This is a genomic window from Vibrio sp. 10N.261.51.F12, from assembly GCF_041471725.1.
Lineage (GTDB): Bacteria > Pseudomonadota > Gammaproteobacteria > Enterobacterales > Vibrionaceae > Vibrio.
This window is the reverse complement of the sequence record NZ_JBFROV010000033.1, coordinates 1-14,856: the sequence shown is the minus strand read 5'-3', so window position 1 is coordinate 14,856 and position 14,856 is coordinate 1. Positions and strand designations below refer to the sequence as shown.

Annotated in this window: 20 protein-coding genes; 8 read left to right on the top strand and 12 right to left on the bottom strand. The window is 45.1% G+C overall.

The features are described 5' to 3' along the window. Nucleotides 1-32: 32 nt before the first annotated feature. From AB4405_RS17345 to AB4405_RS17330, 4 genes are read right to left on the bottom strand one after another with little or no spacing between them, the layout of a single operon-like run. Nucleotides 33-458, bottom strand: a complete 426-nt coding sequence (locus AB4405_RS17345; protein WP_372062039.1) for a DUF2069 domain-containing protein — start codon at nt 456-458, stop codon at nt 33-35. Nucleotides 459-463: 5 nt separating this feature from the next. After that, a complete protein-coding gene (wrbA, locus tag AB4405_RS17340) occupies nt 464-1,036 on the bottom strand; it encodes an NAD(P)H:quinone oxidoreductase (protein WP_102469682.1) in 573 nt (190 codons plus the stop codon). Continuing rightward, complete coding sequence (gene arsC / locus AB4405_RS17335; RefSeq protein ID WP_102469683.1) at nt 1,036-1,386, bottom strand: arsenate reductase (glutaredoxin); 351 nt, start codon at nt 1,384-1,386, stop codon at nt 1,036-1,038. The genes wrbA and arsC overlap by 1 nt, the downstream gene beginning before the upstream one ends. Before the next feature lie 12 nt (nt 1,387-1,398). After that, nucleotides 1,399-2,850, bottom strand: a complete 1,452-nt coding sequence (locus AB4405_RS17330; protein ID WP_372062038.1) for a M48 family metalloprotease — start codon at nt 2,848-2,850, stop codon at nt 1,399-1,401. Nucleotides 2,851-3,131: 281 nt separating this feature from the next. On the opposite strand from AB4405_RS17330, the gene AB4405_RS17325 reads away from it, so the two are divergent. Then, on the top strand, nt 3,132-3,359 hold the full coding sequence (locus AB4405_RS17325; RefSeq protein WP_372062037.1) for a sulfurtransferase TusA family protein: 228 nt from the start codon (nt 3,132-3,134) through the stop codon (nt 3,357-3,359). A gap of 3 nt (nt 3,360-3,362) precedes the next feature. After that, nucleotides 3,363-4,430, top strand: coding sequence for an AI-2E family transporter (locus tag AB4405_RS17320; RefSeq protein WP_372062036.1), 1,068 nt, complete (start codon nt 3,363-3,365; stop codon nt 4,428-4,430). A 127-nt stretch (nt 4,431-4,557) separates the two neighbouring features. Here the strand turns inward: AB4405_RS17320 and bcp are convergent, their stop codons facing one another. Further along, nucleotides 4,558-5,028 (bottom strand): thioredoxin-dependent thiol peroxidase, encoded by a 471-nt coding sequence (gene bcp, locus AB4405_RS17315; RefSeq protein ID WP_102471232.1) that lies wholly within the window; start codon nt 5,026-5,028, stop codon nt 4,558-4,560. Between the two features lie 244 nt (nt 5,029-5,272). Beyond that, nucleotides 5,273-5,818, bottom strand: coding sequence for a glycine cleavage system protein R (locus AB4405_RS17310; RefSeq protein ID WP_102471233.1), 546 nt, complete (start codon nt 5,816-5,818; stop codon nt 5,273-5,275). A gap of 287 nt (nt 5,819-6,105) precedes the next feature. Between AB4405_RS17310 and dapA the strand changes: the two genes are divergently transcribed. Beyond that, on the top strand, nt 6,106-6,984 hold the full coding sequence (gene dapA, locus AB4405_RS17305; RefSeq protein WP_102471234.1) for a 4-hydroxy-tetrahydrodipicolinate synthase: 879 nt from the start codon (nt 6,106-6,108) through the stop codon (nt 6,982-6,984). Nucleotides 6,985-7,033: 49 nt separating this feature from the next. Further along, on the top strand, nt 7,034-8,065 hold the full coding sequence (bamC, locus tag AB4405_RS17300; protein ID WP_102471235.1) for an outer membrane protein assembly factor BamC: 1,032 nt from the start codon (nt 7,034-7,036) through the stop codon (nt 8,063-8,065). A gap of 25 nt (nt 8,066-8,090) precedes the next feature. Here bamC and AB4405_RS17295 read toward each other — a convergent pair whose 3' ends face one another. Genes AB4405_RS17295 through AB4405_RS17280 form a run of 4 tightly spaced genes read right to left on the bottom strand, consistent with a single transcriptional unit; the run spans nt 8,091 to nt 10,506 of the window. Beyond that, nucleotides 8,091-8,288, bottom strand: a complete 198-nt coding sequence (locus AB4405_RS17295) for a DUF2897 family protein (protein ID WP_102471236.1) — start codon at nt 8,286-8,288, stop codon at nt 8,091-8,093. Nucleotides 8,289-8,297: 9 nt separating this feature from the next. After that, entirely contained in the window at nt 8,298-8,975 is a 678-nt protein-coding gene (locus tag AB4405_RS17290) for a M15 family metallopeptidase (protein WP_372062034.1), read from the bottom strand. A 2-nt stretch (nt 8,976-8,977) separates the two neighbouring features. Continuing rightward, nucleotides 8,978-10,114 carry a succinyl-diaminopimelate desuccinylase gene (gene dapE / locus AB4405_RS17285; RefSeq protein ID WP_372062032.1) on the bottom strand — a complete coding sequence of 379 codons (1,137 nt, stop codon included), beginning with the start codon at nt 10,112-10,114 and terminating at the stop codon, nt 8,978-8,980. A gap of 41 nt (nt 10,115-10,155) precedes the next feature. Next, nucleotides 10,156-10,506: an ArsC family reductase gene (locus AB4405_RS17280; RefSeq protein WP_102471239.1), complete on the bottom strand. Its 351-nt coding sequence runs from the start codon at nt 10,504-10,506 to the stop codon at nt 10,156-10,158. A gap of 291 nt (nt 10,507-10,797) precedes the next feature. On the opposite strand from AB4405_RS17280, the gene AB4405_RS17275 reads away from it, so the two are divergent. Beyond that, nucleotides 10,798-11,079, top strand: a complete 282-nt coding sequence (locus AB4405_RS17275) for a helix-turn-helix domain-containing protein (protein WP_372062031.1) — start codon at nt 10,798-10,800, stop codon at nt 11,077-11,079. Nucleotides 11,080-11,161: 82 nt separating this feature from the next. On the opposite strand, the gene AB4405_RS17270 is transcribed toward AB4405_RS17275, so the two are convergent. Next, on the bottom strand, nt 11,162-11,515 hold the full coding sequence (locus AB4405_RS17270; protein WP_372062029.1) for a DUF4156 domain-containing protein: 354 nt from the start codon (nt 11,513-11,515) through the stop codon (nt 11,162-11,164). After that, entirely contained in the window at nt 11,499-11,849 is a 351-nt protein-coding gene (locus tag AB4405_RS17265) for a DUF2956 domain-containing protein (protein WP_372062028.1), read from the bottom strand. Before AB4405_RS17265 ends, AB4405_RS17270 begins: the two co-directional genes overlap by 17 nt. 111 nt (nt 11,850-11,960) lie before the next feature. On the opposite strand from AB4405_RS17265, the gene AB4405_RS17260 reads away from it, so the two are divergent. From AB4405_RS17260 to AB4405_RS17250, 3 genes are all read left to right on the top strand, one after another. Further along, nucleotides 11,961-12,455 carry a DUF2919 domain-containing protein gene (locus AB4405_RS17260; protein ID WP_372062027.1) on the top strand — a complete coding sequence of 165 codons (495 nt, stop codon included), beginning with the start codon at nt 11,961-11,963 and terminating at the stop codon, nt 12,453-12,455. Nucleotides 12,456-12,490: 35 nt separating this feature from the next. Beyond that, a complete protein-coding gene (locus tag AB4405_RS17255; RefSeq protein ID WP_372062026.1) occupies nt 12,491-13,393 on the top strand; it encodes a Dyp-type peroxidase in 903 nt (300 codons plus the stop codon). Between the two features lie 150 nt (nt 13,394-13,543). Beyond that, on the top strand, nt 13,544-14,680 hold the full coding sequence (locus tag AB4405_RS17250; RefSeq protein WP_372062024.1) for a flagellin: 1,137 nt from the start codon (nt 13,544-13,546) through the stop codon (nt 14,678-14,680). Nucleotides 14,681-14,856: the final 176 nt, after the last annotated feature.

The window sequence follows — 14,856 nt, the reverse complement described above, 5'->3', positions numbered from 1 at the left end:
CTTTTTTATGTCTGTTATTTATATTTAACGGCTTATTTTTCTTCGAATTTTTCCTTCTCTTTTTTCTCGACACTGGATAAGCGAGGTAGCTTTAGCCCCATGTCTTTGCCTTTTAGTCGGGCATAGAGTGTATTGCTGATAAATGCCAATGTGGTCAGTATGAGTTCAACGGCGGCTAGCCATCGCTCACCCTCGTCGGTATACAGCAGCGTAAAAGCGTGCAGAAAATACAGCATGAGCACAAAGTTTGCCCAAGCGTGTGTATAAGGCTTGCCCGCCAAAATACCGGGTAACGGCAACAAAAGAGGTATCGCCCAAGCGATGGTAATGGTTAGAGCGCTGATGTGTGGATGCGGTGAGAGTGTGCTGTGCCATAAGATAACCCAGGTTAGTAGGGCTAGGTTTGAAAGTAGGGCAAAGTATCGAGCGTACTGAGTATTCGGTTGCAAGCGAGTCATATCCATTATGATTGTTTGAGTTGTTGTGCCGTCTTTGCCAATCGCTTTCCAAGTGTCATGGCAAGAGCGGCCTCGTCAGGGGTTAATTGATTACTGTCGTTGGCAACGTGCGATGCGCCATAAGGCGTTCCCCCTGACGTAGTCGTATGCAGCGCTGGTTCGCTATAAGGAATACCCATCACCATCATGCCATGGTGAAGCAGCGGTAACATCATTGACTGTTGTACGGTTTCTTGCCCCCCGTGAAGGCTTGATGATGAGGTAAATACGCAAGCGGGTTTATCGATCAGTGAGCCATTAATCCACAATCCTGTGGTTTGATCCCAAAAGTGCTTAAGTGGCGCTGCCATATTACCAAACCAAACCGGACTGCCCATGGCAAGTCCGTCGCAGTTTTTTAAGTCCGTTAATGTTGCATAAGCGTCAGAGGACTCGGCTGCAAGTGGGTCTAATTCAGCGACGGTTCTTAATACGGCCTCACAACCCTGAACGCTCTCGATACCACGGGCGATTGATCTTGCCAGGTTTTGAGTACTGCCGTGACGGCTGTAATACAGCACTAAAATTTTGCACGTCACTACAAAATCTCGAGAACTTGTTCTGGCGGACGACCATGTTTTGCTTTGCCATTACTGACGACAATTGGTCGCTCAATCAGTTTTGGATTGTCGAACATGGCTTGGAATAGGTGGTCGTCAGTCAATGCCGGATCTGCCAGGTTTAGTGTTTTGTAGATGTCCTCTTTGGTGCGCATCATCGCACGCACGCTTTCAACCTCAAGTTGTGTGAACAACGTTTTGAGTGTCTCCTTGCTAGGCGGCGTATCCAAGTATTTAACCACATCCACTTCGATGCCTTGTTCTTCCAATAGGGCGAGAGTCTGGCGGCTTTTAGAGCAGCGTGGGTTATGGTAGATAGTGACTGACATATTAATTCCTTATTATTGTAGCGCCATGAACCGATCACGCTGAACCAACAGTTGATCAATTCGTGCGTCATAGCGGGCTTGTTTTAAACTTCCTAAGGTGGCGAGCTGGCTGGCTTGTGAATACAGCTGAATCGATTTATCCCATTGAGCATTGAGCGCCATGATCTCAGCTCTTGCGGCAAGGTCACCATCGCTGTTACTGAGCTTGATATTCGCCTCAGATAGTAAGTGCCACCCATTAGTATCATCCGGGTGTTCGTGCGTATAGCGCTGTAGAACCTGAACCGTTTTATCAAGTTGCTGGCTTGCCAATAATGCGTTGGCATAGTTGAGGGTAATCACAGGGTTATTTGGCTTAGTTTTTAATGCTTTTTCCATTAACTGCACCGCTTTTTCTGGTTTCCCTTGGGCGATGTAAAGATCTGAGGTTGCATCAAGATAAAAATTATCATTGGGTCTAGAGCGAAGAAGCTTGGTTAAAATCGCTTCAGACTTGTCGAGTTGATTATTGTCCAAATAAACCAACGCCTTCCCGTATTCAAAGGAATCTTTAATCGCGGGATCGGCTTTCTTAGCTGTGCGCTGGAACCAATCTAGTGCCGAGTTCTGTTTGATATTGGCATAGCGAGCGACGACTCTTGCTCTTGCTAAGTGGTAGTCAATCGAAGGCAGTACGCGTAATGGTGGATAGTTTTGAGCGCGTGCGCGAGTGTCCGTGATACGGTCTTCTGGTAATGGGTGAGTCAGCAGCATTGGTGGCGGTTTACTTGCGTAGCGATAATCATCGGCAAGTCGGCCAAAGAAACGAGGCATGTCATTCACATCAAACTTGGCTCGGGCCAAGGTGGCAATACCAAATCGGTCGGCTTCTTTTTCGTTACTTCGTGTGTAGTTAATCGATGCCTGCATTGAACCCGCAGTGGTTGCTGTCAACGCCGCCATTCCGGCTTGTGGCGCGGCAATGGCCAGCAGCAATGACCCGACGAGCGCTGCCACGGTTGCAGGTGAGCGTCGTGCTTCGTCTTCCATTCGACGTGCCAAGTGTCGTTGGGTGACGTGGGCAATTTCGTGAGCCATAACGGAGGCAAGTTCACTCTCACTGTGAGCGTGAAGAAATAATCCGGTATGTAAGGCAACATGACCGCCAAAGAAAGCAAAAGCGTTAATATTGCGATCGCGAATCATAAAGAAGGTGAACGGTGTCTTTACATCATTGGCACTCGAAACCAGTCGGTGGCCGATAGAATCAACATACTCATTCATCACCGGGTCATTGACGACAGGCGAACTTGCTCGAATCATTCGCATATAAGCATCACCATAGATAATCTCTTGATCTATGGTTAGAGTTGCGCCTGCTGCCGTCCCGATTTCAGGAAGATCAGCTTCGGCAATAGCAATGTTCGGCACGCTTAGCGCGGTGGCGACACATAGGCAAATTAGAGAACGAGCGCGTTTTATCATACTGACTAAGGTAACTCCTGTGATTTGGTAGTTTTGACCATGGTTATCAAGCTTGGTTTCCTACCTTATTCCATATTTGTTTTATTTTTGCATACGATCTACGGATAAGAAAGTACTTAGGTGGTTCGAACAACGTAACTTTGGACTGCGACAGCAATGTATTAGGCGTCTATCGCTTGTAACACATACTGTTTGGGAAAGAAATGAAAAGCAATGTACAATAGCGCGCTAGACTTAAGGTGTTACTATAGACGCACCTTATTGAAACGCTTAGTAAATGAATGTCGATAAAAAGCTTAGATCTAACACAAGAGCGTTGCCCAATGTCTCTTTTACGAGTGAAACGCTCTTATATGCCATTGGTAAGCGGTGAACAATTATGCATCCAGTTAACCGATGAGAGTTCAGTGAGAGATATTCTTAATTACCTTAAGGTACAAAACGCAAACGTTCATTGCCAGACGGCAGCAGGCGTTACCACACTTACGATCAGTAAACAGGAAGATTAGTAGATGCTAGATATGATTCGTCATTGGTACAAACGGCGCTTTTCTGACCCAGAGGCGGTTAGCCTTGTCGTGATATTGTTGTTTGGATTCATCACTATCTACTTCTTTGGTTATTTGATCGCTCCCTTACTGGTTGCGATTGTGCTCGCTTATTTGCTTGAGTGGCCCGTCAGCCAGTTATGCCGGATGGGACTCCCACGATCGGTGTCAGTGATTGGCGTGATCTTGTTGTTTATTAGCCTGATGTTGATGGCTATTTTTGGTTTAGTCCCGACCATTTGGAACCAAGTTGGCAACCTGATCAACGACATACCTAATATGTATGCGGGGATGCAAAACTTCATCGTCGATATCCCTAAGCGTTATCCAGACCTTGCTGAAATCCACCTTGTTGAGTCCGTAATGGTTAACCTTAAGAATAAGGTATTGCTGTTGGGTGAGAATGTTGTGAAGGGGTCGCTTGCATCATTAGTCAGCCTGGCGGCACTTGCTGTTTATCTTATCCTCGTGCCGCTTTTAGTGTTCTTCTTACTGAAAGACAAAGAAGAGATGGTCGATATGGCGAGCGGTGTTTTGCCACGTAATCGTCGCCTAGCGAATGAAGTATGGCTCGAGATGAATCAACAGATTTCAAATTATATTCGAGGCAAGGTACTGGAAATACTCATTGTTGGTACCGTGAGTTACATTACATTCGCGATCTTGGATTTGCGCTACGCCGTCTTGCTTGCGGTATTGGTTGGTTTTTCTGTGCTTATTCCTTACATCGGAGCTGCCGCGGTGACGGTGCCCGTTGCGATGGTGGGATTATTTCAGTGGGGGCTTGCCCCACCGTTTTATTGGTTGCTACTTGCCTACGGAATTATCCAGGCATTGGATGGCAACGTATTAGTGCCGGTGTTGTTTTCAGAAGCGGTGAATTTACACCCCGTTGCCATTATTGTGGCAGTGCTTGTTTTTGGTGGGCTCTGGGGCTTTTGGGGGGTATTTTTCGCTATCCCACTTGCAACATTAGTCAAAGCTGTGTGGAATGCGCTTCCAAGTAAAGAAGAGCCTAATCAAGCCGCTTAGCAATGCTTACCTAGCAATGCTTACTTGGATATTGAGTATTAAAAAAGCCTCGCATAGCGAGGCTTTATTTTGTTGGTGTGACCCGCTCTAAATACGGTCGATGCTATTTTAGCGTCGAGAGTGAGCCTTAAGCATTTTCTTCTAGGTACGCCAAAACCACGTCATGATGGGTCTTTGTTTTGAACTTGTTGAAGACATGCTCAATAACACCGTTTTCATCAATCAAGAAACTGATGCGATGCAAGCCGTCGTAGACCTTACCCATGAACTTCTTTTCTCCCCAGACGCCAAACTGGTCTGCAGCGACATGCTCTTCATCGGATAATAGGGTGAAGTTTAGGTTATCGCGTTCAATAAATTTACCTAAACGTTTTACTGGGTCGATGCTAGCGCCAAGCACAACGACATTGTGTTCCGCGAGTTGAGATTGGATGTCACGCAAGCCTTGTGCTTGAACGGTACAGCCAGGGGTCATTGCCTTAGGGTAGAAGTAAAAGAGAATTTTCTTACCCTTAAAATCGCCTAATGAAACAGTTTTTCCGTCTTGATCGAGTAAACTGAAGTTGGGTGCTGGTGAGCCAGCTGTCAACGTATTCATGTTGATTCCTTTGAAGTGATGGTTTCTATTTATTAGTGATGAGCTTTTGTCAGTGGTGAACTTTTTACATACGGTGAATTCTATTTTATGACCAATTAGCGTAACCGTATCGCTGATTAAGCAGCCTTGTGAGCACAGGCGCTGTGAGCATTGATACGGTGAGTAAGAGGTGTATATATGCGTTTCGTATTCATCGAGTTTGTGGCTACTCAACGCATTATTTTAGACCAATCGATTGAGCGCTTTATTGTTTATTGGTGCTAATGAAGTTGAGTGAGCCTTTTACTGAAAGGGTTTGGCATAGCGCTTCAAATTCTTCTTGTAATTGCATTAAATTGCAGTTTTCTTCAACATTGGCACTGAGTGCGATTTGGAACTGATCAATGTCGGTGCCAGCACGTTCTTTGACAATCGTTTGTGCACTCAATGAAGCGAGGCCGATATCCTTGTCTGCAAAAAACTGTGTGAATTGCTCTGTAAGGCCGACACGGTCTTCCGATTCAACAAAGACCTCAACAGTGTATTGATTGGTCAGGTGGTCATGTCTTGACGTGCGTTTCATCATGGTGATGAGGTCGTGTTCTTGACCAAGCAGCGGTAGTGTTGTCTCGACACGTGTAATATAGCTACTCGTACCAGAAATCAGCATAATGAGGGTGAATTCATTACCGAACATGGCGATACGACTATCAACAATGTTGCATCCTGATTGAGTGACAAGGTGCACAAGTTCATTGCATATCCCTGGCCGATCGGTACCAACGGCGGTAATCACTAAATATTGATTCATAACGTCACTTCTATTCCCTGTTTGTTGATATGGTAGCACAACTCAAATTAAAGCTCTTGTAGTAGCCGTGATGGAATTGGCGTAAATCTTTCAATATCGACGTGTTTTGCGTGACATATTTGACGATTGTTTGACACCAAATTATACCAAAAGCGCATCTTACACGTGCCTCATATCTGAAATCTGAAATTAATCATTCACTTCTTTGTGGGAACTGTTTTTAATCTCTTGTGTTTATCAATATCATTACAGTACCATGCAAGAAGTATCAATTTAGGGAGATAGCCATGTTTTCAGGAAGTATTGTTGCATTAATAACCCCATTCACTCCAGATGGTGAAGTGGACTTTGTTAGCTTAAAGAAGCTAGTCGACTTTCACGTTGACGCAGGTACCGACGGTATCGTTGCGGTTGGTACCACGGGTGAGTCTGCAACATTAACTGTAGAAGAACATGTCAAGGTTGTCGCTAAGACGGTTGAATTCGCCGCGGGTCGAGTCCCTATCATTGCTGGTACGGGAGCAAACGCGACACATGAAGCCATCACGTTTAGCCGCTTGCTAAATAACGTGGGTATTGCAGGTTGTTTGAGTGTTACGCCGTATTACAATAAGCCGACTCAAGAAGGTCTATACCAGCATTACAAAGCGATTGCTGAAGAAAGTGACATTCCACAGATTCTCTACAACGTCCCAGGGCGTACTGGTGTCGATCTTTTGCCTGAAACGGTAGCAAGATTATCTAAGATCCCAGGCATTGTTGCATTGAAGGATGCGACAGGTGATTTATCTCGTATTCAAATTCATCGTGAACTTTGTGGCGAAGATTTTATCTTACTAAGTGGTGATGATTCGTCAGGGTTGGATTTTGTCCAACAAGGCGGTAAAGGGGTTATCTCTGTCACTAATAACATTGCAGCGGCTGACATGGCTAAAATGATGAAACTCGCCTTAGCGGGTCAGTTTGAAGAAGCGCATCAGATTAACCAGCGCCTAATGACACTGCATAAAAACTTGTTTGTAGAATCGAGCCCTATCCCAGTTAAATGGGCTGCTCATAAAATGGGTTTAATTGAAGAAGGCAATCTGCGTCTGCCGTTAACGGAGTTGTCAGAGCAAGCCAAACCTATTGTTGCCCAAGCAATGTCGGAAGCTTGCATCTACTAAAATAGAATAAATAAGAGGAGCGTAAGGTTCCTCTTTTAAGGGAGTCTCAATGAAATTTTCTCGTCAGCTAACAGTGTCTTCGTTAGCTGTTATGGTATTAGCCGCTTGTTCAAGCGATCCTAACACTCGCCGTGAAGCTAAAGATGATTTCAATTATCTAGATGCGCCAGCGCTTCAAAGCTGGCAGCTTGCCGAAGGCGCAACCCCTCAGTTTTATCCCAATTATGAAATCCCTAAAGGTGACTATAAAGGTGGGGTTGGACGCGAGGTTGATATTCGTCCACCACAGCAAGTATTGGAACTGATCCCTGGAGCTCGTGTTGAACGTCAAGGCTCTGAAGTGACCCTTTGGCTCTTAAAGCAAGATGAGATGGATAAGGTCTGGGCAACGGTTCAAAAAATGCTGACCGAGATCGATGTGAAACCACTCAAAGAAACCGATGACCTTATCGAAACGGATTGGGTGACATGGGTGTCGGCGGATGAAGATGTTGAAATAGGCAGTCGCTATGAAATCACACGCTTTGAAGCCAATCGTCGCTTTGGATTCAAAATGAAGCTCATTGACTGGCGGGAAGCGAATACGGTTAAACCGGTGACGCGTACGAACGAGGAGCGCTATAACACGCTAATGACCAATCTCGTCACGGCTCGCTACGATCGCGACTTAAGAGAAGAAGCCGCCCTAAAAGCGCAACAACTGGTCAAGTCGATCCCGATTAGTATGGGGACAGATAGAAGCGGTTTACCGGTTATTATTGCGCGTACGCCTTACAACGTGATGTGGCAAGAAGTGCCAGAATTGCTTCCAAGAATGGGCTTTACCATTGATTCAAGAAATCAATCACAAGGTACCGCAAAAGCTAAATATGCATCACCTGATGATGATTTTTGGAACGATGTGGGTCTGAAACCGATTGACTTGGAGCCTGGGGAATACACATTCCTGTTCGGGGATTTAGGGAACCGTACCTCAATCAATGTTACCGATAAAGATGGTAAGCCGGTCAATGAAAATCTTCTGCGATCACTTGAGCCATTGATATCAACGGTGATACAACAAGGTAAAAACAACAAATAATTAAAAAGGACCTTTATGGTCCTTTTTACTTTTTCTTTGTCTCGTCATATTTTTTCTTGTCCAGTTCATTCAACCTGTCCAGCTCATACTTTCGTTTCTTAGCGGGGTTTTGTTGTTGGTCGAATTTCATATGGGCCGTGTATTTCAAGGCTGCAATGTTGCCAAATACCACGGCGAGTACAACAATAATGATGACCCAAGGATTAAATAGCCACTCAATCATATTTTGTTCTCACTTGCTGATGTTAAGGATGTATTGATTGTAGATGTTATTCAGCTCGGAGAGTATGGTATTTCGTCCCAAAATCGCGGATTGCTCTATTGCGCGATGCAGTTGTTCAAGGCTTAATGCGGCGAGCATGCTTTGAGAAGCTTTTTGGTGACTGATATGCCAAGGCTCAAAGGCAACCCCGTTTACTAAATCTTGTTGATAAGGTAAGAAGAAGCCTGATGCGGGAAGGTGTGCTTTAAGCCACTGATAGAATGCTGATTGATGGCCGTCTATATACTCCCATGGCTCTAGCTTTAAAGGGGTATTTTCAGGAAGGGAGTTACCCGCATATACGTCGAAATCTGTCCCCCAATGGTGGCGACTCGCGCCTGGGAGTGCGCTCCATTTCAATATGGCATATACCTTTTCTTTCTCTGTTAATTGTTCTGAAATGAGAGGAATGCCATGACTGTCCAGAATTGGTTGCTTACCCGTCATTTTATTGTTCCAAATAGTCAGTTGACGTTCGAAACTTCGGTAGCCACTGGCAATGTATAAAACAAAGCCAGCGTCTGATGCCGCTTGTGTTAATCCGTTTAAGTCTTCTTGGACATTCGGGTGGACTTGAAAAAAGTGTTGCCCAATTTGTAACTCAGTTAACACCGTTTCATCTTGTCCCACAAGCGACAGGTTTGTCATAACTACTTACCTAATAAGTTGATGAGGGTATGCTCATACATATCCGTTAGCTTTTCTAAATCCGCGACATTGACACACTCATTGACCTTATGGATGGTGGCGTTAACAGGACCTAGTTCAACAACTTGTGCCCCCATTTTGGCAATGAATCGTCCATCGGATGTCCCACCAGTCGTCAGCAGTTGTGGTTTTTGTTCATTGACTGTGGCAACAGCATCGACAACCGCCGTTAACAAGTTACCGGTATCGGTAAGGAATGGCTGCCCGCTTAATGTCCATTGTAAATCGTAGTCTAGCCCATGTAGGTCAAGAGTAGAGTGGACGCGTCGTTTGATATCGTCATCGGTAAGCTCTGTGCTAAAGCGGAAATTAAATTGCACATTAAACTCCCCTGGTATCACATTACTTGCACCAGTTCCCGCATGGAGATTGGGGATCTGGAAGCTAGTCGGAGGGAAGTAGTCATTACCATCATCCCATTTTGTCGCCGCCAGTTCAGCAAGTGCTGTTAGCGACTGGTGAATGGGGTTACGTGCAAGTTGTGGATAGGCCACATGCCCTTGGATACCTTTGATGCAGAGATCGCCAGTAATCGAGCCTCTACGCCCATTCTTGACCACATCACCGACATGATCGGTACTGGATGGCTCACCCACGATACACATGTCAATAATTTCATTACGTGCCATCAAGGTATCAACGACGCGAGTCGTACCATTGATAAATGGGCCCTCTTCATCTGATGTAATGAGAAAGGCAATCGAACCATCATGGTTAGGATTATTTTTAACAAATCGCTCCACTGCCACGACCATGCAGGCCAGTGAGCCTTTCATGTCGGCTGCACCGCGACCATGCAGGTGTCCATCTATAATGGTCGGTTCGAACGGGGGCGTATGCCATTGTTCAATAGGGCCTGCAGGTACTACGTCGGTATGACCAGCAAAAGCAAATAATGGGGCATTGTTGCCACGGCGAGCCCAAAAGTTGGTAGTGTCATCAAATACCATGATTTCAATTTCAAACCCGAGTGCTTCGAGTCTCTCAATCATTACTTTTTGGCAATCTGCGTCTTCTGGTGTTACTGATTGGCGGCTAATTAAGTCTTTTGCTAGTGCCAAAACGGGGCTGTCTGTCATCCTTGAGGATCCTTGTCTCTTAATTTTAAAATTGAATCGATTTAAAGATTGAAAATCTGTTGGTATTGTTCGGCTTTAAAACCAATGTGATACTGCCCATCGATACTAAGAATAGGGCGTTTAATCATGGCTGGCTGTTCAACAAGAAGCGCAACCACATTGTCTGCATTAAGCTGTTCTTTTTGCTCTGCAGATAACTGGCGGTAGGTGGTACCGCGCTTGTTGAGGACTAACTCCCAACCAAGTTGCTCACAGAAGTCGTTGATAAGTTCTGGTGTCACGCCTTGTTTTCGATAGTCATGAAAACTGAATTCAAGGTTGTTGGCGTCCAGCCATTTCTTGGCTTTCTTAATCGTGTCGCAATTTGGAATGCCAAACATAGTTATCGACATAGTGTTTTCCTTTGAGCGCTGAGGATCCCTCTGAGGGGATTAATGTTATGGTTCCCAGCATCCTACCAAGAAGTCTCTTGAGAGACAAAGCCTGTCAATAGCCATTGAAGACTTCCGCTTGTTCGCCACCTGAATACGAGTACAAATCAACGCATATCGGAGCGAAGTTCTAAAGACTCGTTACAAATTCAAGATCATTGAAACAGAAAGGATTATCGAGAACTTGATCAAGCGCAACACGATTGTGGTGAAATTCAATATATTGGATATGCACATAAATAGGAGGTGTCAATGGAACTGAGTCCTGTATTTGCACGTCGTCTCTATCTTGCTCTGCTCGTTGAAAGCTTAGACAGACCGAATGTGCCAAAACTGATTGAACGAACGGGCTGGCCTCGTCGCACCATACAAGATGTTATTAAAGCGCTACCCGGTATCGGTATTGAACTGATGTTTGTTCAAGATGGGCGCAGACACAACGATGGTTATTACCAGTTATCTGACTGGGGACCGTTTGATAGCCAATGGGTTGTACAACGTAAAATGGATATTGAATCTACTTTGGGCGTGTAACCATTTATTGGCGATTGAATGCGAATGAAATATCAATTGTGTATGAGTGAATAAAAATACAGCCAGGGTGTAGACTCTGGCTTTATTTTTGACAGTAATAAGCGGAACCGTACAAGGTTACTGATGTCTGAAAGTCAACCGGGGAGAGGAGCATCACCGTATTCGCGCCGATGATGGAGGCGTTACTTTTCATGTCATTCATCGCCCCTCTGACCATGGCGCTATTGGTGAAAAACAAAAAGCTGTACCAATGCCCCTCCGATCCGGTTACTTCGCCTTTCCATTCGCAGTGCTCCATGTCAAGGCCGTGATCAAAACGTAACACCACACTTTCAGATTGTGCGGATAGGTGATGAGTGGGTGCCACACACCCCGCTAAGGCACTCATTGTAAGAACCGCACCGACTATTAATAGTGGCCTATAGATAGAAAGCATACGCCAAGAAACCTATCCAACTGATGGCAAGTAAACCCCAAGGCAGCATTGAGCTGGTGGAAGAGGTTTGAGTGTGCGTAACTGAGGGTTCGTTGTTAGCGTCAAGCTCTGTCAGAACCGGCTTGAGTTTTTCTCTTCTTTGTTTCTTTTGGGCTTTGTCTGCTTGTCGTTTTTTTTCTTTTTGCTGCTTTTTGTAGAGAGCAATCCCTTTTTCAATACCTTGCGCGACGATGCGGGTTTGCTCTTTGGTTTGCCCTGGCTTTTGTGTCGATTTTGCAATTCGCATTGCTTCTTGTTGAGTTTCTATCGAAGGGGTGGGTTGTGGGTTTTTCATAACTTACTCGCCAATACGTTTTCTTTATTTTATCACAATGTTGTGCTGGATCTTGAATACTCCTGTAGTCAGCTCAATATATTGTGATAAGCACCCAGCAGAGAAATAAATATGCGTTATGCATTAGAACGATACGACAAAGACGGCTTTTTGAAAGCCCCCGTTTGGTTATGGCTAGGATGGTTTTTTCTGACTCGAGCATGGGTGGTATTTATTGTCGCTGGCGCAAGCCGAAATGACGGGGTCACGATTTTGGAGTATGTCTACCCGGATCAAAAAATGCTCTATCTAGGGTTGGCTATGGGGCTGCCCATTGTTGTATCTATGTGGTTAATTGGTTTAAGAAAACCAGAGACAAAAAAAATTAATCGCATGGTCAATTACTGTAAGCCAATCACGCTCATTGTCGTTATTGGGCAGTTGATACAAACCATTTACCTTGTTAATTTACAACACTGGGGATTTAGCTGGGCCAATGCGATTACGTTGGTGTTACTACTCTGGTTTGCCATTTATTTAGCCAGCAGCCGCAGTGTCGTCGATTGTTTGGCAATCCCCGTTGATATCCGTCCCGTTACTGATCAGAATCATAACTCCGCTGACTAGTTGAAAATACACTGAGAAAAAATAGAGGAACTCGCATGTCTTTACCACAAAGTGCCATTATTCCAGAGGCGGAACCTTTCGCGCTGTATACACAATTGAAAGTGAACCAACACCCGCAACAGGTGCTTACCGCATTACAATCGCTACCTCAACTAGTGGACGACGTAAATCAATCGCAACCCGATGCAGCATTGACATTGTCGTTGGCGTTTAGCCATCAATTTTGGACGGGACTGACACAAGCGATGCCCAGTGAACTCAAAGTTTTTCCTGAGTTAGGGGAGGGTGAAGTTCATGCGCCATCTAGCGACGTGGATGTATTAATTCACTGTCATTCTAAGCGTCACGATTTGCATTTCTATGTCCTACGTAAACTGATGTCTCAAATTGCAGATTCAGTCACCATTGTCGACGAGACGCAAGGGTTTCGTTTTATGGATTCAAGAGATATGACGGACTTTATTGATGGGACGGAAAACCCTAAAAATGAAAAACGTACAGAGGTTGCCATCATTAACGATGGTGAGCTTGCTGGTGGTAGTTATGTCATGGTGCAACGCTTTGAGCACAACGTACCCGCTTGGAATCGTCTCAACGTGTCTGCACAAGAAAAAGTGATAGGCCGAACGAAGCTTGACTCCATTGAGCTAGACGATGTTCCAGCGGCTTCTCACGTTGGTCGCGTTGATCTTAAAGAAGACGGCGTTGGTTTGAAAATTGTTCGCCATAGCTTGCCATACGGCAGTGTCAGTGGTGCACACGGGCTGCTATTTATTGCATACTGCAACACGGTCCATAATTTCGACGCTATGTTAGAAAGTATGTACGGCGTCACTGATGGTAAAACGGATCAGCTGTTGCGTTTCACCAAAGCGGTGACGGGGGCGTACTTCTTTGCACCATCACAGGCGATGCTTGCGACGCTAAGCATTAAATAACGAGCTCACCTATTAATACTGGGTTTCTTGTGAAGCAATATTATTGACAGCAAGAAACCTACATTGCCCCCTCCTCCCGCCTCACTCTTTCTCTTAAGTTTTTTTCAAGCTTGCCGATAGGTTTAATAATCACCTTATCTGTGGATAGCTATGTCGATTACTGTCAATACCAATGTGAGTGCAATGATGGCGCAGAATCAGCTCCATAAAGCGACTCAATCCTTAAACCAATCCCTAGAAAGGTTGGCATCAGGCAGTCGTATTAACAGCGCTAAAGATGATGCCGCGGGCCTACAGATTTCCAATCGATTAGAAGCACAGATCTCTGGATTAGGTGTGGCACAGCGCAATGCCAATGATGGTATTTCTATTATGCAGACTGCAGAAGGCGCGATGAACGAGACATCTCAGCTCTTGCAGCGCATGCGTGATTTGTCATTGCAATCCTCGAACGGCGCTAACTCACCCGATGACAGGCGTGCCTTACAAGAGGAGTTTACTGCACTTAATGATGAACTCAACCGCATCGCGGAAACGACCTCTTTTGGTGGTAGAAAGCTACTGAACGGTCAGTTTGGCAGTTCATCATTTCAAATTGGATCGGGGGCAGGAGAAGCACTGCAAATTGAACTGAAAAGTATGCGCACTGATCAGCTACAAATGGGGGGCGTCGCCTACCAAGCTGCCAAAGGTGCGCCGGATACGTGGCGTGTTGATCCAAATCAGCAAACTTTTAGCTTTAGTTATCAAGATTCAATTGGACGAGACATCACCCAAACTATTGAGGCAAAACCCGGCGATGATATTGAACAGGTAGCGACGTATATTAACGGCCAAACCCAAGTGTTATCCGCATCAGTCAATGAGCATGGTCAGCTACAACTGTTTGCTGATTCAGATCGTGTTACTAGTGAAGTCACTTTTTCGGGGGCGTTGGCAGAAGAACTCAACGTTGAGACTCGCGGCCGATTGACCGTCGACGATCTGTCGATTGGTTCTGTCGGAGGGGCGCAAATGTCCGTATCGGTAATAGACAAGGCTATAAAATTTGTTGATAGCCACCGTGCGGAATTGGGCGCGAATCAGAATCGCCTTGGGCATACTATTAATAACCTAGCTAATATGGAAGAAAACTTATCGGTATCACAAGGGCGGATTCGTGATACTGATTATGCCAAAGAAACGACACAGATGATTAAGCAACAAATTCTGCAACAGGTCAGTACAACGATATTGGCACAGGCGAAGCAATCGCCCAGCCTCGCCATGACATTACTCCAATCATAGGTCGGGCATTCGACCTAACGCTAAAGAACTTTAGGCTTTTTTAGTAAAAACTTCTGCTTTTCCTTACTTCATCACACTCCATGTTGTTAGCCATTAAAAAACGTAATTATCTTAAAAAAAAACTCAAGTAATTGCTTTGTAAGACGATAAAGAAAGTAACTTTGAGAGAACTACTT

What these genes read in the sequence shown, in the direction of transcription:
- AB4405_RS17345 (WP_372062039.1), bottom strand. Translation starts at nt 458, where the DNA reads ATGACTCGCTTGCAACCGAATACTCAGTACGCTCGATACTTTGCCCTA.
- arsC (WP_102469683.1), bottom strand. Translation starts at nt 1,386, where the DNA reads ATGTCAGTCACTATCTACCATAACCCACGCTGCTCTAAAAGCCGCCAG.
- AB4405_RS17330 (WP_372062038.1), bottom strand. Translation starts at nt 2,850, where the DNA reads ATGATAAAACGCGCTCGTTCTCTAATTTGCCTATGTGTCGCCACCGCG.
- AB4405_RS17325 (WP_372062037.1), top strand. Translation starts at nt 3,132, where the DNA reads ATGTCGATAAAAAGCTTAGATCTAACACAAGAGCGTTGCCCAATGTCT.
- AB4405_RS17320 (WP_372062036.1), top strand. Translation starts at nt 3,363, where the DNA reads ATGCTAGATATGATTCGTCATTGGTACAAACGGCGCTTTTCTGACCCA.
- bcp (WP_102471232.1), bottom strand. Translation starts at nt 5,028, where the DNA reads ATGAATACGTTGACAGCTGGCTCACCAGCACCCAACTTCAGTTTACTC.
- AB4405_RS17310 (WP_102471233.1), bottom strand. Translation starts at nt 5,818, where the DNA reads ATGAATCAATATTTAGTGATTACCGCCGTTGGTACCGATCGGCCAGGG.
- dapA (WP_102471234.1), top strand. Translation starts at nt 6,106, where the DNA reads ATGTTTTCAGGAAGTATTGTTGCATTAATAACCCCATTCACTCCAGAT.
- bamC (WP_102471235.1), top strand. Translation starts at nt 7,034, where the DNA reads ATGAAATTTTCTCGTCAGCTAACAGTGTCTTCGTTAGCTGTTATGGTA.
- AB4405_RS17295 (WP_102471236.1), bottom strand. Translation starts at nt 8,288, where the DNA reads ATGATTGAGTGGCTATTTAATCCTTGGGTCATCATTATTGTTGTACTC.
- AB4405_RS17290 (WP_372062034.1), bottom strand. Translation starts at nt 8,975, where the DNA reads ATGACAAACCTGTCGCTTGTGGGACAAGATGAAACGGTGTTAACTGAG.
- dapE (WP_372062032.1), bottom strand. Translation starts at nt 10,114, where the DNA reads ATGACAGACAGCCCCGTTTTGGCACTAGCAAAAGACTTAATTAGCCGC.
- AB4405_RS17280 (WP_102471239.1), bottom strand. Translation starts at nt 10,506, where the DNA reads ATGTCGATAACTATGTTTGGCATTCCAAATTGCGACACGATTAAGAAA.
- AB4405_RS17275 (WP_372062031.1), top strand. Translation starts at nt 10,798, where the DNA reads ATGGAACTGAGTCCTGTATTTGCACGTCGTCTCTATCTTGCTCTGCTC.
- AB4405_RS17270 (WP_372062029.1), bottom strand. Translation starts at nt 11,515, where the DNA reads ATGCTTTCTATCTATAGGCCACTATTAATAGTCGGTGCGGTTCTTACA.
- AB4405_RS17265 (WP_372062028.1), bottom strand. Translation starts at nt 11,849, where the DNA reads ATGAAAAACCCACAACCCACCCCTTCGATAGAAACTCAACAAGAAGCA.
- AB4405_RS17260 (WP_372062027.1), top strand. Translation starts at nt 11,961, where the DNA reads ATGCGTTATGCATTAGAACGATACGACAAAGACGGCTTTTTGAAAGCC.
- AB4405_RS17255 (WP_372062026.1), top strand. Translation starts at nt 12,491, where the DNA reads ATGTCTTTACCACAAAGTGCCATTATTCCAGAGGCGGAACCTTTCGCG.
- AB4405_RS17250 (WP_372062024.1), top strand. Translation starts at nt 13,544, where the DNA reads ATGTCGATTACTGTCAATACCAATGTGAGTGCAATGATGGCGCAGAAT.